The sequence below is a fragment of the Sphingomonas faeni genome (genome assembly GCF_030817315.1).
Lineage (GTDB): Bacteria > Pseudomonadota > Alphaproteobacteria > Sphingomonadales > Sphingomonadaceae > Sphingomonas > Sphingomonas faeni_C.
The window spans coordinates 55,482-75,801 of the sequence record NZ_JAUSZF010000001.1; the positions used below are offsets into that span (position 1 = coordinate 55,482).

At 65.0% G+C, this 20,320-nt stretch carries 23 protein-coding genes; 13 read left to right on the forward strand and 10 right to left on the reverse strand.

Annotation, left to right across the window (positions count from 1 at the left end; all coding sequences use genetic code 11):
- Nucleotides 1-22: 22 nt before the first annotated feature.
- From QFZ54_RS00275 to QFZ54_RS00290, 4 genes are all read right to left on the reverse strand, one after another.
- Entirely contained in the window at nucleotides 23-2,227 is a 2,205-nt protein-coding gene (locus tag QFZ54_RS00275; RefSeq protein ID WP_307083293.1) for a xanthine dehydrogenase family protein molybdopterin-binding subunit, read from the reverse strand.
- Between the two features lie 207 nt (nucleotides 2,228-2,434).
- A complete protein-coding gene (locus QFZ54_RS00280) occupies nucleotides 2,435-4,672 on the reverse strand; it encodes a xanthine dehydrogenase family protein molybdopterin-binding subunit (protein ID WP_307083296.1) in 2,238 nt (745 codons plus the stop codon).
- The gene (locus QFZ54_RS00285; protein ID WP_307083298.1) at nucleotides 4,669-5,649 is read right to left on the reverse strand and encodes an FAD binding domain-containing protein; all 981 of its coding nucleotides are present in this window, start codon (nucleotides 5,647-5,649) and stop codon (nucleotides 4,669-4,671) included. Before QFZ54_RS00285 ends, QFZ54_RS00280 begins: the two co-directional genes overlap by 4 nt.
- Nucleotides 5,646-6,209 (reverse strand): 2Fe-2S iron-sulfur cluster-binding protein, encoded by a 564-nt coding sequence (locus tag QFZ54_RS00290; protein ID WP_307083299.1) that lies wholly within the window; start codon nucleotides 6,207-6,209, stop codon nucleotides 5,646-5,648. The genes QFZ54_RS00285 and QFZ54_RS00290 overlap by 4 nt, the downstream gene beginning before the upstream one ends.
- Nucleotides 6,210-6,349: 140 nt before the next feature.
- On the opposite strand from QFZ54_RS00290, the gene QFZ54_RS00295 reads away from it, so the two are divergent.
- Nucleotides 6,350-7,366: a glycerophosphodiester phosphodiesterase gene (locus tag QFZ54_RS00295; protein WP_307089193.1), complete on the forward strand. Its 1,017-nt coding sequence runs from the start codon at nucleotides 6,350-6,352 to the stop codon at nucleotides 7,364-7,366.
- The gene (locus tag QFZ54_RS00300; RefSeq protein WP_307083301.1) at nucleotides 7,367-7,645 is read left to right on the forward strand and encodes a hypothetical protein; all 279 of its coding nucleotides are present in this window, start codon (nucleotides 7,367-7,369) and stop codon (nucleotides 7,643-7,645) included.
- 235 nt (nucleotides 7,646-7,880) lie between these two features.
- Here QFZ54_RS00300 and QFZ54_RS00305 read toward each other — a convergent pair whose 3' ends face one another.
- Nucleotides 7,881-8,546, reverse strand: a complete 666-nt coding sequence (locus QFZ54_RS00305) for a TIGR02117 family protein (RefSeq protein ID WP_307083303.1) — start codon at nucleotides 8,544-8,546, stop codon at nucleotides 7,881-7,883.
- Nucleotides 8,547-8,568: 22 nt separating this feature from the next.
- Here QFZ54_RS00305 and phhA point away from each other — a divergent pair, with 22 nt between their 5' ends.
- The gene (gene phhA, locus QFZ54_RS00310; protein ID WP_307083305.1) at nucleotides 8,569-9,438 is read left to right on the forward strand and encodes a phenylalanine 4-monooxygenase; all 870 of its coding nucleotides are present in this window, start codon (nucleotides 8,569-8,571) and stop codon (nucleotides 9,436-9,438) included.
- Between the two features lie 159 nt (nucleotides 9,439-9,597).
- Here the strand turns inward: phhA and QFZ54_RS00315 are convergent, their stop codons facing one another.
- The 3 genes from QFZ54_RS00315 to QFZ54_RS00325 form a co-directional block, all read right to left on the reverse strand.
- A complete protein-coding gene (locus QFZ54_RS00315; protein WP_307083307.1) occupies nucleotides 9,598-10,545 on the reverse strand; it encodes a 50S ribosomal protein L11 methyltransferase in 948 nt (315 codons plus the stop codon).
- On the reverse strand, nucleotides 10,535-11,224 hold the full coding sequence (locus tag QFZ54_RS00320; RefSeq protein WP_307083309.1) for an SDR family NAD(P)-dependent oxidoreductase: 690 nt from the start codon (nucleotides 11,222-11,224) through the stop codon (nucleotides 10,535-10,537). The genes QFZ54_RS00315 and QFZ54_RS00320 overlap by 11 nt, the downstream gene beginning before the upstream one ends.
- A 64-nt stretch (nucleotides 11,225-11,288) precedes the next feature.
- On the reverse strand, nucleotides 11,289-11,426 hold the full coding sequence (locus tag QFZ54_RS00325) for a hypothetical protein (protein WP_307083311.1): 138 nt from the start codon (nucleotides 11,424-11,426) through the stop codon (nucleotides 11,289-11,291).
- Between the two features lie 123 nt (nucleotides 11,427-11,549).
- On the opposite strand from QFZ54_RS00325, the gene sdhC reads away from it, so the two are divergent.
- From sdhC to QFZ54_RS00345, 4 genes are read left to right on the forward strand one after another with little or no spacing between them, the layout of a single operon-like run.
- Complete coding sequence (gene sdhC, locus QFZ54_RS00330) at nucleotides 11,550-11,960, forward strand: succinate dehydrogenase, cytochrome b556 subunit (protein ID WP_307083312.1); 411 nt, start codon at nucleotides 11,550-11,552, stop codon at nucleotides 11,958-11,960.
- Nucleotides 11,960-12,346: a succinate dehydrogenase, hydrophobic membrane anchor protein gene (gene sdhD / locus QFZ54_RS00335; protein ID WP_307083313.1), complete on the forward strand. Its 387-nt coding sequence runs from the start codon at nucleotides 11,960-11,962 to the stop codon at nucleotides 12,344-12,346. Before sdhC ends, sdhD begins: the two co-directional genes overlap by 1 nt.
- Complete coding sequence (gene sdhA, locus QFZ54_RS00340) at nucleotides 12,346-14,148, forward strand: succinate dehydrogenase flavoprotein subunit (protein WP_307083314.1); 1,803 nt, start codon at nucleotides 12,346-12,348, stop codon at nucleotides 14,146-14,148. Before sdhD ends, sdhA begins: the two co-directional genes overlap by 1 nt.
- A 16-nt stretch (nucleotides 14,149-14,164) precedes the next feature.
- Nucleotides 14,165-14,437 (forward strand): hypothetical protein, encoded by a 273-nt coding sequence (locus QFZ54_RS00345; protein ID WP_307083316.1) that lies wholly within the window; start codon nucleotides 14,165-14,167, stop codon nucleotides 14,435-14,437.
- Between the two features lie 164 nt (nucleotides 14,438-14,601).
- On the opposite strand, the gene QFZ54_RS00350 is transcribed toward QFZ54_RS00345, so the two are convergent.
- Both QFZ54_RS00350 and QFZ54_RS00355 read right to left on the reverse strand, forming a co-directional pair.
- Nucleotides 14,602-14,919, reverse strand: coding sequence for a type II toxin-antitoxin system PemK/MazF family toxin (locus QFZ54_RS00350; protein ID WP_307083318.1), 318 nt, complete (start codon nucleotides 14,917-14,919; stop codon nucleotides 14,602-14,604).
- 7 nt (nucleotides 14,920-14,926) lie between these two features.
- Nucleotides 14,927-15,178 carry an AbrB/MazE/SpoVT family DNA-binding domain-containing protein gene (locus QFZ54_RS00355; RefSeq protein WP_307083320.1) on the reverse strand — a complete coding sequence of 84 codons (252 nt, stop codon included), beginning with the start codon at nucleotides 15,176-15,178 and terminating at the stop codon, nucleotides 14,927-14,929.
- A gap of 129 nt (nucleotides 15,179-15,307) precedes the next feature.
- Between QFZ54_RS00355 and QFZ54_RS00360 the strand changes: the two genes are divergently transcribed.
- The 6 genes from QFZ54_RS00360 to QFZ54_RS00385 all read left to right on the forward strand — a co-directional run bounded on the left by QFZ54_RS00360 (nucleotide 15,308) and on the right by QFZ54_RS00385 (nucleotide 20,274).
- Nucleotides 15,308-15,889 carry a ClpP family protease gene (locus QFZ54_RS00360; protein ID WP_307083322.1) on the forward strand — a complete coding sequence of 194 codons (582 nt, stop codon included), beginning with the start codon at nucleotides 15,308-15,310 and terminating at the stop codon, nucleotides 15,887-15,889.
- A 133-nt stretch (nucleotides 15,890-16,022) separates the two neighbouring features.
- Complete coding sequence (locus tag QFZ54_RS00365; protein ID WP_307083324.1) at nucleotides 16,023-16,817, forward strand: succinate dehydrogenase iron-sulfur subunit; 795 nt, start codon at nucleotides 16,023-16,025, stop codon at nucleotides 16,815-16,817.
- Between the two features lie 205 nt (nucleotides 16,818-17,022).
- Nucleotides 17,023-17,487, forward strand: coding sequence for a PaaI family thioesterase (locus tag QFZ54_RS00370; RefSeq protein WP_307083326.1), 465 nt, complete (start codon nucleotides 17,023-17,025; stop codon nucleotides 17,485-17,487).
- A 133-nt stretch (nucleotides 17,488-17,620) separates the two neighbouring features.
- On the forward strand, nucleotides 17,621-18,712 hold the full coding sequence (zapE, locus tag QFZ54_RS00375; RefSeq protein WP_307083328.1) for a cell division protein ZapE: 1,092 nt from the start codon (nucleotides 17,621-17,623) through the stop codon (nucleotides 18,710-18,712).
- A gap of 230 nt (nucleotides 18,713-18,942) precedes the next feature.
- Nucleotides 18,943-19,905 carry a malate dehydrogenase gene (gene mdh, locus QFZ54_RS00380; RefSeq protein ID WP_307083330.1) on the forward strand — a complete coding sequence of 321 codons (963 nt, stop codon included), beginning with the start codon at nucleotides 18,943-18,945 and terminating at the stop codon, nucleotides 19,903-19,905.
- A 72-nt stretch (nucleotides 19,906-19,977) separates the two neighbouring features.
- Nucleotides 19,978-20,274 (forward strand): GIY-YIG nuclease family protein, encoded by a 297-nt coding sequence (locus QFZ54_RS00385; protein WP_307083331.1) that lies wholly within the window; start codon nucleotides 19,978-19,980, stop codon nucleotides 20,272-20,274.
- Nucleotides 20,275-20,320 lie beyond the last annotated feature (46 nt).

The window sequence follows — 20,320 nt, forward strand, 5'->3', positions numbered from 1 at the left end:
CGCTTGCGCGGGGGAACAGCTCTTAAATCGAGGGCAATCCTTCGAGCAGCTTGTCGAGCGTCACCGGAAAGTCCCGAACCCTTATGCCCGTCGCATTGTAGATCGCATTCGCCACCGCGGCGCCCGCGCCGGATATCCCAAGCTCGCCAACGCCCTTCGCCCCAACCGGGTTCGCGGACGTGTCGACCTCCTCGATGAAATGCACCTCGAGCTGAGGAATGTCGGCATTTACCGCAACATGATACTCGCCGAAATCGGGGTTCACGAACGCCCCGGTCCGCGTGTCGACGATCCCCTCCTCGCTCAGCGCATAGGCGATTCCCCATGCCATCCCGCCGGTAATCTGGCTCGTCGCGGTCTTGCGATTGAGCACGCGCCCGACATCGAACACGCCCAGCATCCGCCGCACCCGCGTCTCGCCCGTCACGGCGTTCACCGCGACCTCGACGAAATGCGCGCCGTGGCTCGCCTGGCTGGTCCGCTTGCTCTCCGCACCCGGCCCGGTCTTGCCCATCGCCACGATCGCCTCGCCGCGCACGAGATCGGCCAGCGTCACCGACCGTCCGCCCGCGCTCACGCACCCATCCTGCAGGCTCAGATCCTCCGGCGCGGCGTTCATCCGCAACGCCAGTTCGCCAAGGATATCCTCGCACGCCAGCACCACCGCCGAACATGCGCTGCCAGCACCGAACGATCCGCCCGACCCAGCGCTCGCCGGCAAGTCGCTGTCGCCGAGCCGCACGGTCACGTCCGCCACCGGCAGCCCGAGCATTTCGCCGGCGGTCTGCGCAAGGATGGTGTACGTCCCGGTACCGATGTCCGTCATGTCGCACTCGACCGTCGCGCGGCCATCCGCCTCCAGCCGCACGCGCGCCTGGGCCTCTACGGTGAAGTTGCCACGCAGGCTCGCCGCCATGCCGATCCCGACCAGCCACTCGCCGTCACGCGCCGACCCCGGCGCCGGCACGCTCGCAGGCCAACCAAACCGCTTGGCGCCTTGGGTATAGCAATCAAGCATCCGTCGCGTGGAGAACGGCTTGCCGCTCACCGGATCGGTCTCGGGCTCGTTACGCCGCCGCAATTCGATCGGATCCATCCCGAGTTGCTCGGCCAGTTCGTCCATCGCACACTCGACCCCGAACGTGCCCACAGCCTCGCCCGGCGCACGCACCGCACCGCTCGCGGGCAGGTCGACGCGCACCAAGTCGGTCTTGAACCGCCGCGCATCGCCCCGGTACAGCGGCAGCGTCCCGAACGGCACCGGCTCGAGAAACTCGCCATCGTCGTTCTGCGCGACGACACTCTCATGCCCCATGCCGAGGATCACGCCGTGTTCGTCCGCGGCGATCCGGATCCGCTGCGTCGTGTGCGAGCGGTGATGCACCATATATGCGGTCTGGCGGCGGGGCAGCGCGACCTTCACCGGCCGCCCGACGACCTCCGCCGCGATCGCCGCCAAGATCGCCTCCGCGCCGACGCCGGTCTTCCCCCCGAACCCGCCGCCGACATACGGAGCGAGCGCACGCACCTTGTCCGCATCGATCTTGAGCGCCTTGGCGATCGTCTTACGCGCGCCGCCGATAACCTGGTTGCTGGTGCGAACGGTAAGCCTGTCGCCGTCCCACCACGCGGTGGTCGCATGCGGCTCCAGTGCGGCAGGGAAATGCACGGGCGTCGTGTAAGTCCGGTCCAACGTCACCGCCGCATCCGCCATCACCGCGTCGAGATTGCCGTTGTCGACCGGCGGCAGGAAGCCGATCTCGGGCTTGGTATCGACCGGCTGGGCCTCGACGTCGAACCGATCCTCGCCCGCCTCGGTGCGAACCACGACCAGCGCAGCCGCATCGCGCGCGATCGCCTGATCCTCCGCAACGACGATCGCGACCGGCTGGCCGAGATGGAGAATGACGTCGGTATCGAACTTCGGCATCGCCCGCGAATTGGACTCGCCAGCCGGCATGCGCGGGTCGTCGTGGATGACCGCAATGACGCCAGGCAAAGCTTCCGCGGCGCTCACGTCGATACCAAGAATGCGCCCGCTGCCGACCGGGGTGCCAACGATCGCGGCATAGGCGATGCCCTCTGGCGTGCCCTCATACGCATAGTCCGCCACGCCGGTGACCTTCGCCGGCCCCTCGATCCGGTCGAGCCCAAGCCCCAGAACGCCCTGTTTCGCGCGGTCGAGACCACCCGGCCGAAACGCCGCATCCATCACGTGTTCGTTCATTCTGCGGTCCTCGGGTGGAGGGTTTGAGATAGGGATGGCGGGGGCTTTTGACGAGACGGACCGCGCTTCCACACGTCAAAGAAAACGCCCGCAACCTTTTCAGTTTCCCCGCGAAGGCGGGGATCCAGGGTTACGGGCGTTATCTTCCGTGGCTCCTGGGCCCCCGCTTTCGCGGGGGAACTAGCAGGCGGCCGGGTGCCTCCGCCCTCAAACAGCCGGCAACTGATCCAGCAGCTTATCCAGCGTAATCGGGAACTCCCGCACCCGGATCCCCGTCGCATTATACACCGCGTTCGCCACGGCCGCACCCGCGCCCGAAATCCCCAGCTCGCCGATCCCCTTCGCGTGGATCGGGTTCGCATGGATGTCGCGCTCGTCGACGAAATGCACCTCCATCTGCGGAATGTCGGCGTTCGACGGCACGTGATATTCCGCGAGATCGTGGTTCACCAGCTTGCCGGTACGCAGGTCGTGGATCAGATCCTCCGTCAACGCCGCGCCGATCCCGAACGTCATCCCGCCAAGGCACTGCGACCGCGCCGTCTTGGCGTTCAGCACACGCCCGGCTGCGAACGACCCCAACATCCGCCGCACCCGCACTTCCCCCGTCACCGCGTTCACCGCGACTTCGGCGAAATGCGCGCCGAACGAAGCCTGCGTATGGTCCTTCTCCTGCTTGCCCGGCTTGATGTGCCCGGTAGCCTCCAGACCCTTGCCGACCAGTTCGCCGATCGGCGTCGACCGGTTGTCGCCGATCGCGGTACCGTCCTTCAGCGTCAGATTGTCCTCGTCGACACCCATCGCCTTGGCCAGCTTCCCCCGCAGCATCTCGCACGCGAGATACACCGCGGTCCCGGACGAGGTCGCGCCCCACGAGCCACCCGAACCAGCGGCGGGAGGATCGTTGGTATCGCCAAGCGCCATCGTGATATTGGCAACCGGAATGCCCAGGATCTCCGACGCGATCTGCGCCAGGATCGTGTAGCTGCCCGTACCGATGTCGGTCATCGCCGACGACACCGTCGCCGAGCCGTCCGGATGGATCTCCACCTTTGCGGACGATTCCTGCATCATGTTGCCGCGCACGGCCGCCGCGACGCCAGTCCCGATCAGCCACTCGCCCTCGCGCCGCGTGCCGGCCTTCTGGCGCTTGTCCCAGCCAAACTTCGCCGCACCCTCGTCCAGCGCACGCGTCAGGTTGCGCGACGTGAACGGCACGTCCTTTTCCGGATCGATCGTCACGTCGTTGATCCGGCGCAACTCGATCGGATCGATGCCGAGCTTTTCCGCCAGCTCGTCCATCGCGCTTTCGAGCGCCATCATGCCGACTGCCTCGCCCGGCGCGCGCATAGAGCCCGACACGACCAGGTTCACGTCGACGATGTCATGCGTGATCATCCGGTTCTCACCGCCGTACAGCATGTGCGTGCCGATCCCGGCCGGCTCGAAATAATCCTCGGTCGACTGGTTCGACACCAAGGTCTCGTGCCCGATCGCGGTCAGCTTGCCGTCCGCGCCTGCCGCCAGCCGGATATGCTGCTCGGTGTTCGACCGCCGCACGGTCGCCTCGAACACCTGCGGCCGCGACATCACCGCCTTGACCGGTCGGCCAAGCTGCTTCGCCGCGATCGCCGCCGCGACGCTCTCGGGCGCAATCCCAAGCTTGGAACCGAACCCGCCGCCGATATAGCGCGCGATGATCCGCACCTTCTTTTCTGAAACGCCAAGCGACTTCGCCAACTGCTGCGCGTCCGAGGTCGGCATCTGGTACGCACCGTACAGCGCCAGCGAGCCGTCCTCGTCCCACACCGCGATCGAGGCATGCGGCTCCATCGCCGCCGAATTCTGGCTCGGCGTGACATAGGTGGCGTCGATCGTCACCGGTGCGTCGTCCATCGCCTTGTCCACGTCGCCCTGCGCGAAGTGCGCCTGCGTCGCGTCATCGGCGGGCTTGCGGGTCTCGTCGCGGTGCGCGGCGAAGTCGTACTGGCCCTCACTCGCCTGATACTCGATCGGCAGCCGAGCCGCCGCATCGCGCGCGACCTCGAAGCTCTCGGCGAGCACGATCGCGACGATCTGACCGAAGAATGCGATGTCCTTCACGCCCTGCGTCGGCGCGTCGGTAGCGCCACCCTGCGCCGCAACGCGGATGAACCGGTCGAAGTCGGTCACGACGTCGATCACGCCGGGAATGCTCTTCACCGCATCGACGTCGATCGACACGACCTTGCCCGACGAAATCTTCGTGCCGACCAGCACGCCGAACGCCATGTTCGCGAACTCGTATTCCGCCGCGTAGGTCGCGGTGCCGGTGACCTTGAGCGGCCCATCGACCCGGTCGAGCGGCTTGCCGATGACGCCCTGGACGCCCGTATCCAGAAGACTGTCCGGATGCGGCTTGTCCATCGTCATGCTGTTGGTGGTGCCTAAACCGAACATGCTCATGCTCCCGTTACGGTGCGCAGCGTCGCGATCAGCGTGCGACGGGCGAGGGGGATCTTGAAGTCGTTCGAGCCATAACCCTTGGCATCGGCCAGCAACGCGGTTGCCGCGGCCTCGAACGCCTCGTCGGTAGGGGCCTTGCCGACCAAAGCGGCCTCGACCGCGGGATTGCGCCACGGCATCGGCCCGAGCCCGCCGAACGCAAGCGAGGCGGACGCGATCACGCCGTCTTGCACGTCGACGATCGCCGCGACCGACACGAGCGCGAAGGCGTAGGACGCACGATCGCGCACCTTCCGATAGGCCTGCTTGCCCTTGGGCGGTGCCGGCAGTTCGATATGGGTGATCAACTCACCCGCTTCGAGCACCGTCTCGATCTGCGGGGTATCGCCCGGCAGCCGATAGAAATCGTGGATCGAAATGCGCCGACGATCGCCGTCCGCCTTCAGCGTCACGATCGTCGCGTCCAGCGCACGCATCGCCACCGCCATGTCGCTCGGATGCGTCGCGATGCAGTGCTCGCTCGTCCCCAGCACGGCCAGAATGCGGTTAAAGCCGCCGATCGCCGAGCACCCGCTACCCGGCTCGCGCTTGTTGCACGCAGCAGCGGTGTCGTAGAAATAATAGCAGCGCGTCCGCTGGAGCAGATTGCCCCCCGTCGACGCCTTGTTCCGTAACTGCCCCGACGCACCGGCGAGCAAAGCGCGGCTCAGCACCTCGTACTTCTCGACGACTCTCGCGTCCGCGGCGAGATCGCTGTTCGGCACCAGAGCACCGATCGTCAGCCCACCATCCTCGCGCTCCTCGATTTTCGCCAGATCGAGCCGCGAGATGTCGACGAGCTTGTCCGGTGTCTCGACCTGCAACTTCATCAGGTCGAGCAGGTTGGTGCCGCCAGCAATGAACTTCGCACCGATCGTGTCGATATCTTTTACCGCGGCCTCGGGGGTCGCGGCCTTCTCATAGGTGAAGGTCTTCATGCCACCAGCTCCCCGCGACGATTGGCTTCCATCGCCGCGTCCTTCTCGTCCGCGGTCCGGCCCTCGGGCTCGGCGCCTGCGACTTCGCGGATCGCATCGACGATGTTCGGATACGCCGCACACCGGCAGATATTGCCGCTCATCCGCTCGGAGATTTCGGCATCGTCGAACTTCGGATCGGTCAGGTCGCCCGATGCATGGCTGGCCCAGCCCTTCTTGACCTCGTCGAGCATACCGACCGCTGAACAGATCTGCCCCGGCGTGCAATAGCCGCACTGATACCCGTCATGCCGCACGAACGCGTCCTGCAACGGGTGCAGGTTGCCTGGCTGGCCGAGGCCCTCGATCGTCAGGATCTCGTCGTCCTGATGCATCACGGCGAGCGTGAGGCAGGAATTGACCCGTCGGCCGTTGATCAGCACCGTGCACGCCCCGCACTGACCATGGTCGCAGCCCTTCTTCGACCCCGTCAGCCCAAGATGCTCGCGGCACAGGTCGAGCACCGACGTACGAATATCGGGCTCGGCGTCATATGATTGACCATTGATCGTGAAATGCATGAGGTCGCCCCTCGTTGAATGCGCTGGGATTTTACGGATACGAGGACTGAACGCCGATGCGCCCGATGGTTTCCTATTGCGATTGGCTCTCACACATTGGTGCGCTGGCGCTTGTCGCGGCGAGCGGGCAAGCTGCCGCGATGACGCCGGCATCTCCCCGATTATCGCCCCTCATCGTGATCGCGCACCGCGGCGCGAGCGGTCTCCGGCCCGAACATACCCTCGCGGCCTATTCGCTCGCGATCGACCAGGGCGCGGACTTTATCGAGCCCGATCTAGTGCCGACCAGGGACGACGTGCTCGTCGCGCGGCACGAGAACAATATCGCCGACACGACCAACGTCGCCGACCACCCCGAGTTCGCGTCGCGAAAAACCACGAAGACGATCGACGGCCAGACGATGACCGGCTGGTTCGTCGAGGACTTCACGCTCGCCGAACTGAAGACGCTGCGCGCGAAGGAACGCTTGCCGAAGCTCCGCCCCACGAACACCGCTTATGACGGCCAGTTCCAGATCCCGACGCTCGCCGAGATCATCGCGCTCGCCAAGCGCCGCACGGTCGAGACGGGCCGGACGATCGGCATCTATCCCGAGACCAAGCATCCGACCTACTTCGCCAAGATCGGCCACCCGACCGACGCGAAACTGGTCGCCGAATTGCGCGAGGCCGGCTGGGATTCGGCGAAGGCGCCGGTCTTCATCCAGTCGTTCGAGGTCGCCAACCTCCAGCGCCTCCATAAGATGACGAAGGTCCGCCTGATCCAGCTGATGGCCGGGGAGGGCGCCCCTGCCGATGGCGCGCAGCCGAGCTACGCGGCGATGATCACGCCGGCCGGGCTCAAGGCGGTCGCGGCCTATGCGTACGGGATCGGCCCCGACAAGGCGATGCTCTGGACCGACGCGACCCCAACGACGCTGGTCGCCGACGCGCACGCGGCAGGCCTGCGCGTCCACCCCTGGACCTACCGCACGGAAAACTACTTCGAACCGACCCGCTTCCGCCGCGGCAGCGACCCCGCAGCGCACGGCGACATCGCCGCCGAGATCGACGCAGGACTTGCCCAAGGTATCGACGGTTTCTTCACCGATTTTCCGCTATACGGTTCCCAAGCGCGCGACCGAGATCAGGGAACCGCACGCGCAGGAGTGAAGTAAATGCGTAAGATCCTTCCCGTACTTGCGGTACTGCCGTTCCTCGTAAGTGGTTGCATCAGCACCGCAACCTCGATCGTGAAGGCCCCGTTCCAGGTCGCCGGCAAGGCGGTCGACTGGACCACGACAAGCCAGGAAGAATCGGACCGCAACTACGGCAAGAAGATGCGCAAGCAGGAAGCCGAAGAGGGCAAGCAGCGCAAGGAACTGGCGAAACGCTGCAAGAAGGACCCCCAGCGCCCCGAATGCGGCCAATACCAAGGCTACCGCGCAGGAAACTGACCCGGACCCTATCCCCCAAACACCACCCCGGCGAAGGCCGGGGCCCAGTTGGGCGAACGGAGGTAACGTCGCGCTGCCCTCGGTCAGCAACGTTCCCCAACTAGACCCCGGCCTCCGCCGGGGAGGTGGCCTCGGGACTTAGGATATCGCCCCCCTCCTTGTTCTCCCGCGAAGGCGGGAGCCCAGCCTGGACTCCCGCCTTCGCGGGAGAACAATCTGTCGCGCTCGAAACCCCCTAAAACCACCCCATCACAGTAACCGGAAACGGCGTCCACCACCCAACCTTCACCCCCGCAAACCGCAGCGCATCCCCCGTCCACGCATTACACGTCCGAACCGCGTCATACCGCCCGTTAGCCTCGTAAAACGCATCATACCCGGCATACCCCCGATACCGCGCACCCCCGTCGCGAAAACTCGCCCGGATATACGCCGCCAACCGTCGATACTGCGCCGGCGTCAAAACGATCTCCCGAGCCCCATCCCCTGGACGCGGCCTCGGCAAATGATCGACGTGCATCAACGTCCGATCACTCCCGACCGCCGAAGCAACCACCGTCCGCAGCTTCACGTCGGCCCAGGTCGGCGTCTCCAGGTAGAACGCCTTTTCCCCCCACCCGAACGACACATGATCGAACGCCCCATAGCGAGGGTCACGCAAATCCTCCGCCCGGGCCACCCCGCGCCAGTCCACCCCGGCCGCCACCTTCGGCACGATGATCCCGGTATGCACGCCGTTGCTCTCGACGAAGATATGCACGCCCTCGGCAGGCGCCCGCCAATCACGATTGCTCGGGATTGACCCACCGATCAGCCCCGCCACCGCATAGCTCGCAACCAGCCCGAGAACCGTTCCGACCACCCATAAAATCGTCTTAACCCAGCGCGTTTCCGTCTTCATTCCGTCATGCTAGACCAGCCGCATGGCCAATGACACGCACGTACTGAGCACCCCGCCCGAAGGCGCCCCCGACTGGACGATTCCGCAGAACTGGTCCGCCTATACCGCGGAGGACCACGCGACCTGGGACACGCTGTTCGCCCGCCAGTCGAAGCTGCTCCCCGGCCGCGCCTCGAACGCGTGGCTGCGCGGCCTCGACGTGCTGAAGCTGTCCAAACCCGGCATCCCCGATTTCGAGGAACTGTCGGAACGCCTGACGAAGCTCACCGGCTGGTCGGTCGTCGCGGTGCCCGGCCTCGTCCCCGACGACGTGTTCTTCGACCACATGGCAAACCGCCGCTTCGTCGCCGGCAACTTCATCCGCCGCCCCGATCAGCTCGATTATCTGCAGGAGCCCGACGTCTTCCACGACGTGTTCGGCCACGTCCCGATGCTCGCCGACCCGGTGTTCGCCGACTACCTCGCCGCCTATGGCCGCGGCGGCCAGCGCGCTTTGGGTTTGGACGCGCTGAAATACCTGGGAAGGCTCTACTGGTACACGGTCGAGTTCGGCCTGATCGCCGAACCCGAAGGCCTGCGCATCTACGGCTCCGGCATCGTCTCCAGCTTCGCCGAAACCCGCTTCGCGCTCGACGATCCAAGCCCCAACCGAATCGCGCTAGACCTCGCCCGCGTGATGCGGACCGAATACCGGATCGACGATTTCCAGCAGAACTACTTCGTCATCCCGAGCTTCGACGAATTGCTGCGGCTAACGGTAGAGACGGACTTCGCGCCGCTGTACGAGGAGCTGAAGGCGCTCCCGGATATCCCGGTCGCGCGCATCGAGCCGGGTGACGTGGTGCTGACCGAAGGTACGCAGGCGTACGCGAAGGCGAAACTCGGCGCGTAACAAATAATAAAGAAGCACCACCCCGGCGAAGGCCGGGGCCCAATTGGGTGAACTTCCGAGATAGAACCGCACCGCTATCCCAATTGGGCCCCGGCCTCCGCCGGGGTGGAGCCAGAAGTGAGGTGAGGGCGGCAACATCCTAATAGTGGAGGGGGCTCGTCAAATATCCAAAGCCCACCCATCACGCCCCTTAGGATCGAACGGCCCCTCCGCCACGAACCGCACCGCCCCCGCGCGCAACCGAAGCACACTCCAATCCCCCCGCCGGTCGACCGCCTCGAGCGAACACCCGCAAGCCTCATACGCCGCGACAACCCCAGCCCGCTGAGTCTCCAGCAACCCGGCAAGAACGACAGTCGCCCCCACATCCGAAATCGAAGCAATCTCCGGCGCCATCGAAACCAGCGGCCCCGCCAGAATATTCGCAATCACCAGATCATACGGCGCCCGAGCAACGATCGCATCGTCCAGCGTACCGTCGGCAACCACCAGGTCGATCCCCTCGACCCCGTTCAACCCAGCATTCTCGTGCGTAACGTCGATCGAGACCGGATCGATATCCGTCCCCATCACCTTGGCCCCAGGCCAAAGATGCGCCGCCGCAAACGCGAGCAACCCCGTCCCGGTCCCGATATCGATCACGTTGGCAAAGTCCGCATCCGCCAACCCGTCGAGCATAGCCAGACACCCGCTGGTCGTCTCGTGATGCCCCGTCCCGAACGCCCGGCTAGCCTCGATCAGGAACGCCCGCTTGTCCGCGGGCACCGCGCCCGCATGCGCCCCGGTATGCACGAAGAACCGCCCGACCGACAAAGGCTCGAGCCCAGCCTGGCTCATCGTCACCCAGTCCGCATCGCCCAACCGCTCGACCGCGATCGCCGCCCCCGCCGCGCTCGGCACCAGCGCGCGCACCGCCGCGATCGTCTCCGCCGCCGGCTCATGCTCGAAATACGCATCGAGCCGCCACGACTCGACGTCGTCCTCGATCTCCTCGGTCGTCATCAGCACGGCGTCGCCCGGAATCGCGTCACCCAGGTCGTCGCTCGCATCGATCGCCTCGGCTTCCGCCCGCGTGCAGGGGAGGGTAAGCTTCCAGCTATCGGACATAGCTCGCCCCATTCACGTCGATCACCGAGCCCGTCATCGAAGCCGGTGCCTCCAGCGCGCAATAGCGTGCGACCGACGCGACCTCCGCCGGATCGGCAACCTTGCCGAGCGGAATATCCGCCAGCAAAGCATCGCCCCCACGGCTCGAAAGATAATCCTCCGCCATCCCGGTCATCGTGAACCCGGGACACACCGCGAATGCGAGGATACCCTCCCGAGCATAGCCCCGAGCGATCGTCTTGGTCATCGCTACCATGCCCGCCTTCGACGCGGCATAATGCCAATGCGCCGGCGAATCCCCGCGATACGCCGCCCGACTCGCGATGTTGACGATCCGCCCACCGACACCGCGCGCCTGCCAATGCAGCACCGCCAACCGGCAAAGCTCGGCGGACGCGGTCAGGTTGATCCGCATCGTCCGCTCCCACTGCGCGGTCCAGTCGTCGTCCGCGAGGGGTGATGCCTCGAACACCCCCGCATTGTTGATCAGCACGTCGATCGCGCCGCCAGCCTGCTCCAACGCCGCGTTCCACAACGCAGTCGGCGCCGCAGGATCGGCGAAGTCGGCCGGGATACCGCTAGCGGTCCCATGCCCGATGACGGAGGCGCCGGCGTCGGTCAGCGCCACATGAATGGCCGCGCCGATGCCCCGGCTCGAGCCTGTAAGAAGAATGGTCATGCCGAAGCCTTTAGCGCGCGCCGAACAGTCCCGTCACCCCGAACCCGCGGAAGACAACCCGCAACTAGGCCGCAACCTTTGCGACGACATCGCCCGCGTTGTTCTTCAAGTTGCTGAGCCGCCCATCGAGCACGTCGAACCCGCGACCCACCCCGTCGATCCCGGTCGCGACCGTCTCATCGCCCTTCTCCGAGATTGTCATGGGTTATCGGACCGCGCCCAATGGGTTGCATCGCAGCACGCGGTGGCTAATAGGTCGCCCGATCTATATATTGTGGACCAAGATAATTTTGGTTCGTCATCTTCTGGTTCGAGGACTCCGCCCTTGGCATCGCGCAACCCGGCACGCCCGCTCTCTCCCCATCTGCAGGTCTATAAATGGGGCCCGCACATGCTGGTCTCGATCCTGCACCGCGCGACCGGCAGCGGGATGGCGACCGTCGGCAGCCTGCTGCTCGTCTGGTGGCTCGCCGCGATCGCCGCGGGTGATCAGGCCTATGCGACCTTCGTCGACGTGTTCACCACCGACACCGGTGGCCTCAACATCCTCGGCTACGTCATCGGAGTCGGCCTGACGCTGTCGCTGTTCCAGCACATGATGAGCGGCATCCGTCACATGGTGCTCGATATCGGTGCCGGCTACGAACTGAAGCGGAACAAGATGGGCGCGCTCGCGACGATGGTCGCATCGGTAGCGCTGACGATCGTGTTCTGGCTCTACATGGGGATCAAGTAATGGGTTCGGGTACGGCAATCGGTCGCGTCCGCGGCCTCGGCAGCGCTAAACACGGCACGCTTCACTGGTGGCGGCAGCGGCTGACCGCGGGCTCGAACCTGTTCCTGATGCTCTGGCTGATGATCTCGGTCGCGCGGATGCCGGGTTACGACTACGCAGCGGTCCATATGTGGCTGCAATCCGCCTGGGCCGCTGTGCCGATGGCGCTGTTGATCGCGTCCGTGTTCTATCATTTCCGTCTCGGTCTCCAGGTCGTGATCGAGGATTACCAGCATGGTGAAAGCCGCGTCGTGGCGATGATCCTCCTCAACCTGTTCACCTTCACGCTGGGCGGCATCGCCCTGTTCGCGATCCTGAAGGTCGCCTTCTCCGGAGCCCCCGCCTGATGTCTGCTGCCTACAAGATCATCGATCATACCTATGATGCGGTCGTCGTCGGTGCCGGCGGTTCCGGCCTGCGCGCCACGATGGGTATCGCCGAGAGCGGCCTGAAGACCGCATGCATCACCAAGGTCTTCCCGACCCGTTCGCACACCGTTGCAGCGCAGGGTGGTATCGCCGCCTCGCTCGGCAACAACTCGCCGGATCACTGGACCTGGCACATGTTCGACACCGTCAAGGGTTCGGACTGGCTCGGCGACCAGGACGCGATCGAGTATCTCTGCCGCGAGGCGCCTCAGGCGGTCTACGAGCTCGAACACGCCGGCATGCCGTTCAGCCGTAACGAGAACGGCACGATCTATCAGCGTCCGTTCGGCGGTCACATGCAGAACATGGGCGAGGGGCCGCCGGTCCAGCGCACCGCCGCCGCCGCCGACCGCACCGGCCACGCGATGCTCCACGCGCTGTATCAGCAGAGCCTGAAGTACAATACGGACTTCTTCGTCGAGTATTTCGCGCTCGACCTGATCATGGAGAACGGCGTCTGCCGCGGAGTTATCGCGCTGTGCATGGAAGACGGCTCGATCCACCGCTTCCGCAGCCACCAGACCGTGCTCGCGACCGGCGGTTACGGCCGCGTTTATTTCTCGGCGACCTCGGCGCACACCTGCACCGGTGACGGCAACGCGATGGTGCTCCGCGCCGGCTTGCCGCTCCAGGACATGGAGTTCGTCCAGTTCCACCCGACCGGTATCTACGGCGCGGGCGTGCTCATCACCGAGGGCGCACGCGGTGAGGGCGGTTACCTGACCAACTCCGAGGGTGAGCGCTTCATGGAGCGCTATGCCCCGTCGGCCAAGGACCTCGCTTCGCGCGACGTCGTCAGCCGCTCGATGGCGCTAGAAATGCGTGAAGGCCGCGGCGTCGGCAAGAACGGCGACCACATCTTCCTGCACCTCGATCACATCGATCCCAAGGTGCTCGCCGAGCGCCTGCCCGGCATCACGGAGACCGGCAAGGTCTTCGCCGGCGTCGACCTCACGCGCCAGCCGCTGCCGGTCACGCCGACGGTGCATTACAACATGGGCGGCATCCCGACCAACTTCCACGGCGAGGTCGTCAACCTTGTCGACGGCAACCCCGACGCGGTCGTCCCCGGCCTGTTCGCGGTCGGTGAAGCGGCCTGCGTCTCCGTCCACGGCGCCAACCGCCTCGGCTCGAACAGCCTGATCGATCTCGTGGTGTTCGGTCGCGCGACCGGCCTGCGCATCAAGGACACGCTCAAGCCAGGCACGAGCCATGCCCCGCTGCCCAAGGGTTCCGAGGAACTGGCGCTGACGCGTCTCGATACGTTCCGCAATGCGTCGGGCGGTTCGCCCACCGCGCAGATCCGTCTCGACATGCAGCAGACCATGCAGAAGCATTGCGCCGTGTTCCGCGACACCGAGTTGCTGAACCAGGGCGTCGAGAAGATGGCCGGGATCTACACCCGGATGACCGACGTCGGCGTGAAGGATCGCAGCATGATCTGGAACACCGATCTGGTCGAGACGATGGAGCTCGACAATCTGATCGGCCAGGCGGTCGTGACGATGAACTCGGCCGCCAACCGCACCGAGTCGCGCGGCGCGCACATGCACGAGGATTTCCCCGAGCGCGACGACGCCAACTGGATGAAGCACACCATCACCACCTTCGACGGCTGGGGCGGCAAGGGCGGCGAGACCAAGATCGATTTCCGCCCGGTCCACGACTACACGCTCACCGACGACATCGACTACATCAAGCCCAAGAAGCGGGTATATTGATGAAGCGGGTAAACTGATGATCTGGGCCATCATCGCGATCGGGTTCCTCGTGCCCGTCGCGGTGGGGCTCCTGACACGCTTCCAACCGATGATCGCCGGCTTCCTATGGCCGGCAGTCGTCGCCATCCTGACCGCGATCTACGTCTACGGCATAGAAACCCGAGGCATGGGCGAAGAACCCCAAAAGATAGCAATAACCTTTTACGCGCTCTTCTCGCTCGTAGGCGGAGTCCCCGGCGGCCTCATAGGCTGGATCCTCCAGCACAAACGTACGAACCGGGAAGCGTAAAGCCCCCCCCCAACCCACGGGTCCCCCCTCCCTGAAAGGGAGGGGCCGGGGGTGGGTCGGCCAGCTCGAGTCACCCCGACAGCGTCAAGAGGAACCCGACCCACCCCCAACCCCTCCCTTCCAGGGAGGGGCGAAGAGGGTTCCGCGATCCCCGACCGCAGCGCCTAAACCGCGAACATCTCCCCAAGCACATCCAGCACCGCGCGGAGAGTCTGCGCGTCGATCCGCCCCAACCGCTTGATCAACCGCCCGCGATCGATCGTCCGCATCTGATCCGGTAGCACCAACCCGCTCGTCCCCTTGAACGTCACCGCCACCCGAAACGGCGCCGGGTGGCTCCCCGTCGTCAACGGCGCGACGATCGCCGTCCGCAGATGATCGTTCATCTCGTCGGGCGAAACGACAAGGCACGGCCGCGTCTTCTGAATCTCGCTCCCGACCGTCGGATCGAGCGCCGCCAGCCAGATATCACCCCGCTTCACGTGCCGCTCACCACGTCAGTGTCGCGTCGTCGGCAACGCCGACGCCGAGCCATTCCTGCTCTTCGCCGGTTGCAGCAAGTCCGGCGGCAGCGTCGGCCCAACCGTCCCGCGCGACCCGCTCGGCCGGTGTCGCGATCAGCTTGCCGTCCTCGACGCGCAAATCCATCGCCGCGCCGGTAGTGACGCCGATCGCCCCCAGGATCGACCGCGGCACGATCATCCCGGTTGAATTACCCATCTTCCGCAATGACGTTCGCATCGTAAATTCCCTTCGCTCGCACCGATACCATCAGCAGCGCGTGCTTACAAAGTTATAACGATATCCCGAATATGCTGATATGCCGCAACCCAACCGGAACCCACTCCCCCCGCAAAAGTTAGCCGCGGCATGACCGACACATCCCCCGCCTCGAACGCCCGCAACTACCCGCTGCTGGCCGCCCCCCACGTCCACCTCCACGGCCCCGTCGACGACGCAATGTACGACACTTTCAAGTCGCAACTCGTCGCCGCCCCCACCGAAGGTCCGCTCGTCGTCTCGATCACCACCCTCGGCGGCGACCCCGAAGTCGCGCGCGCGATGGGCGACAACATCCGCCTGCTCCGCGAATACACCGACCGCGAGACGCTCTTCCTCGGCAAGGTCGCGGTCTATTCCGCTGGCGCGACGTTCATGTCCGCCTTCCCGGTCGACAGCCGTTTCCTGACGCGCGGCAGCCGTATCATGATCCACGAGCGCCAGATGCAGAGCACGATCGAGCTCAACGGCCCGCTCAACACGCTGTCCTACGCGCTCAAGGCCAAGCTCCACGAGATCGAGGACTCGATCAACATCCAGGAGGAAGGCTTCCGCGCGATCGTCGAGGGCTCGAAGGTATCGCTGGAGGAGCTGAAGAAGAAGGCCCCCTCCAACTGGTACATCGAGGCCGAAGAGGCGCGCGACCTCGGTCTCATCCTCGATATCATCTGAGCGAACCACGAATGGCGGCACGGCGCGGCGGGTGACCCATGTTGCACCCGCGAAGCTAAGCGTTTGCGGGCGGGCCCCGTGTCATGTATCGGCTCCCATAACCTATAATCACACCACGGACGGACCGCTCGCAATGGCCGAATTCTCGCTCCCGAAAAACAGCGTCGTCAAGAAGGGCGTCAAGCACGCCTCTACGAGCCAGGGTTCGGGGGACAGCAAGCGTCTGAAATCGTTCAAGGTCTATCGCTACGATCCGGATTCGGGCGAAAACCCGCGCTACGACACGTTCGCGCTCGATCTCGACGATACGGGCCCGATGGTGCTCGACGCGCTGATCAAGATGAAGAGCGAGCATGACTCCTCGCTTACCTTCCGCCGCTCGTGCCGCGAGGGCATTTGCGGCTCTTGCTCGATGAACATCAACGGCAAGAACGGCCTCGCCTGCACGACCGCGATCGAGGATTGCAAGGGCGAGGTCCAGATCACGCCGCTGCCGCACATGGACGTGATCAAGGACCTGGTCCCCGATTTCACGCACTTTTACGCGCAATATTCGTCGATCAAGCCGTGGCTGCAGACCGTCACCCCGCCGCCCTCGGGCAAGGAACGCCTCCAGTCGCCGGAAGACCGCTCGAAGCTCGACGGCCTGTACGAGTGCATCCTGTGCGCCTGCTGCTCGACCTCGTGCCCGAGCTATTGGTGGAACGCCGACAAATTCCTCGGCCCCGCGATCCTGTTGCAGGCCTATCGCTGGCTCGCCGACAGCCGCGACGAGATGACCGGCGAGCGCCTCGACGAACTCGAGGATCCGTTCCGCCTGTACCGCTGCCACACCATCATGAACTGCGCGAACGCCTGCCCCAAGGGCCTCAACCCCGCCAAGGCGATCGCCGAGATCAAGAAGATGGAAGCCGAACGGGTCGTCTGATCCGATTGATCGGGGAGGGGGCGTGTTTCACCCCCTGTTCCCAGTCCCAATCCGATTTCCCATCCGGTCCCGCTATCCCGTCCCGCTCCCCCCTCCCGTTCGTGCTGAGCGAAGTCGAAGCACACGCTCGGGGCGGGGGATGGAATTCCCCAATGCCCTTCGACTTCGCTCAGGGCGAACGGTGTGGGGATCGAAGGACAGGTTCTTGACCACCGCTGCTTCCCAGCCCCATTTCGCCGAAGCCGACGACCCCGCCAACCCCGGCTGGCGGAGCTGGTCGCTCTCCGACCCGACCCGCTTCAACACCCTCCTCGGCCCCATGCTCTACCGCGTCGACGGCGCCATCGTCCGCGTCCGCATCACCCCCGAGCATCGCCACTCCAACATCCAGAACAACGTCCACGGCGGCGCGCTCCTCGCCTTCATCGACGTAGCCCTGTTCGCAGCCGCAAGAGGCTTCGGCCTGATCACCGCCGGCACCGCGGTCACGCTCGACCTCAACACCCAATTCATCGGCGGCGGTCGCGTTGGCGCACCGATCGAGGCGCAGGTCGAAGTCCTCAAGGAAACCGGCCGCCTCTTGTTCCTCCGGGGCCTCGTGGTGCAAGGGGACGACGAAACCAAGATCGCCGCCTTCTCGGCCACGATCCGCAAGCCGTCCAAGGGCTAGCCTCCGCGTATTATACGTTCCCCGGCGAAGGCCGGGGCCCAGTTGGGAACCGATCATTGTCTAGCGTCGCGCATCGTCACTTCCACCTTTCCACCTGGGCCCCGGCCTTCGCCGGGGAACGGGAGGTAGAACAATGACCGTCCTCAAAGCCTATGAGGCACTCGTAGCGTCAGGCGAACTCCGCCCAGACCCCGAACAAGCCGCCGCCGCCGCCCGCCTAAACACCCTCGCCACCGAACTCGCCGCCCCCAAATCCACCGGCTTCTTCGCCCGCTTCTCGAAGAAACCAGACCCCCGCGGCGTCTACCTCTGGGGCGGTGTCGGTCGCGGCAAATCCATGCTGATGGACCTCTTCTTCGCCAACGCCCCAGTCGACAAGAAACGCCGCGTGCATTTCGGCGAGTTCATGCTCGAGGTCCACGCGCGCATCGCCGCCGAGCGCCGCAAGGAAGTCGGCGACCCGATCGTCCCCGTCGCCACCGCGATCGCCGACGAGACGCGGCTGCTCGCATTCGACGAGATGATGGTTACCAACAGCCCCGACGCGATGATCCTGTCGCGGCTGGTCACGTCGCTGCTCGATTCCGGCGTGACGATCGTCACCACCTCGAACCGCCCGCCCGCCGATCTCTACAAGAACGGCCTCAACCGAGAGCATTTCCTGCCCTTCATCGCGACGATCGAGCAGCGCCTCGACGTGCTCCCGCTCAACGGCCCAGTCGATTATCGCCGCGACCGGCTCGGCAGCCAGGACACCTGGCTCGTCCCCAACGGCCCCGAATCCACCGCGCAACTCTCCGCCGCGTTCTTCCGGCTCACCGATTTCTCGACCGACGACAGCGAGCACGTCCCCGCCGAGGACCTGATCGTCCAGGGCCGCACGCTCCGCGTGCCGAAGTCGCTCAAGGGCGTCGCGGTGTTCAGCTTCAAGAAGCTGTGCGGCGAGGCGAGGGGGGTGGCCGACTACCTCGCCATTGCGCGGAAATTCCACACCGTCATCCTCGTCGGCATTCCCAAGCTCGGCCCCGAGAACCGCAACGAAGCCGCGCGCTTCGTGGCGCTGATCGACGCGCTGTACGAGCATAAGGTGAAGCTGCTCGCGGCAGCCGATGCGCAGCCGGGGGACCTCTACGAGAAGGGCGACGGCAGGTTCGAGTTCGACCGCACGATCAGCCGTTTGGAAGAGATGCGGTCGGAGGACTATCTGGCGGAAGGCCACCTCTGACCAACCTCTCCCGTCATCCTGACGAAAGTCAGGACCCAGAGCCACGAATGCTGCGTTTGGTATCCTGGGTCCTGACTTTCGTCAGGATGACGAAGCCGGCAGAGCTTATTGCACATGCGAACAACTCGCAATAACGCCATCACTTTTCCGCTTTAACGGTTGCCGTAGCGCCATAATGCGCGTAACCGGCGTCACCAATCACCCCGCACATCAGACGGAGACGGATTGGAATGGCTCGCAAGAAGATCGCGCTGATCGGCGCCGGTAACATCGGCGGTACGCTCGCGCACCTCGCAGCACTCAAGGGCCTTGGCGATATCGTCCTGTTCGACGTGGCCGAGGGTATCCCCCAGGGCAAGGCGCTCGACCTGTCGCAGTGCGGCCCGGTCGAAGGCTTCGACTCGCAGATCACCGGCTCGAACGATTACGCCGACATCGCCGGCGCGGACGTCATCATCGTCACCGCCGGTGTCGCACGGAAGCCCGGCATGAGCCGCGACGACCTGCTCGGCATCAATTTGAAGGTCATGAAGGCCGTCGGCGAGGGCATCAAGGCCAACGCCCCGAACGCGTTCGTCATCTGCATCACCAACCCGCTCGACGCGATGGTATGGGCACTCCGCGAATTCTCGGGCCTGCCGCATCACATGGTGGTCGGCATGGCCGGCGTGCTCGACTCGTCGCGCTTCAGCCACTTCCTCGCCGACGAGTTCAAGGTCTCGGTCAAGGACGTCACCAGCTTCGTGCTCGGCGGCCACGGCGACACGATGGTCCCGGTCATCAGTTACTCGACCGTGTCGGGCATCCCGGTTCCCGATCTCATCGCGATGGGCATGTCGAGTCAGGAAAAGATCGACGCGATCGTCAAGCGCACGCGCGGCGGCGGCGGCGAGATCGTCGCGCTGCTGAAGACCGGTTCGGCATATTATGCGCCGGCGACCAGCGGCATCGCGATGGCCGAGGCGTATCTGTACGACCAGAAGCGCGTGCTGCCGGCGGCGGCGTATGTGTCGGGCGAGTACGGCCTGGACGATCTGTACGTCGGCGTGCCGGTGGTGATCGGGGCTGGCGGCGTCGAGAAGATCGTCGAGATCAAGCTCGACGACGAAGCCAAGGGCAACCTCCAGGTCTCGGTCGACGCGGTCAAGGAACTGATCGTGGCCTGCAAGGGTATCGATGGTTCGCTAAACTGATTTGAAGACGTGAGCTAAACCGATCTGCTGTTCCCCGGCGAAGGCCGGGGTCCAGTTGGGAGAACTCCCGAGATGGATACCGCCTTCTGCGTCTACATCATGGCCAGCATGCGGAACGGTACGATCTACCTCGGCGTCACGAGCAATCTTCCCAAGCGTGTTTGGGAGCATCGCAACGGTGTTGTCGCAGGGTTCACGAAGAAATACGGTTGTCATCTGCTCGTCTGGTACGAAGTTTATGACGATCTGGACGCCGCCCGGCAGCGCGAGCTGCGGATGAAGGAATGGAAACGGGACTGGAAGGTGAAAGAGATCGAAGGGATGAACCCGAACTGGGATGATCTGTTCGATACGCTGACGCCAAACTGATCCGCCTTCCCAACTGGGCCCCGGCCTCCGCCGGGGAACAAGAGAG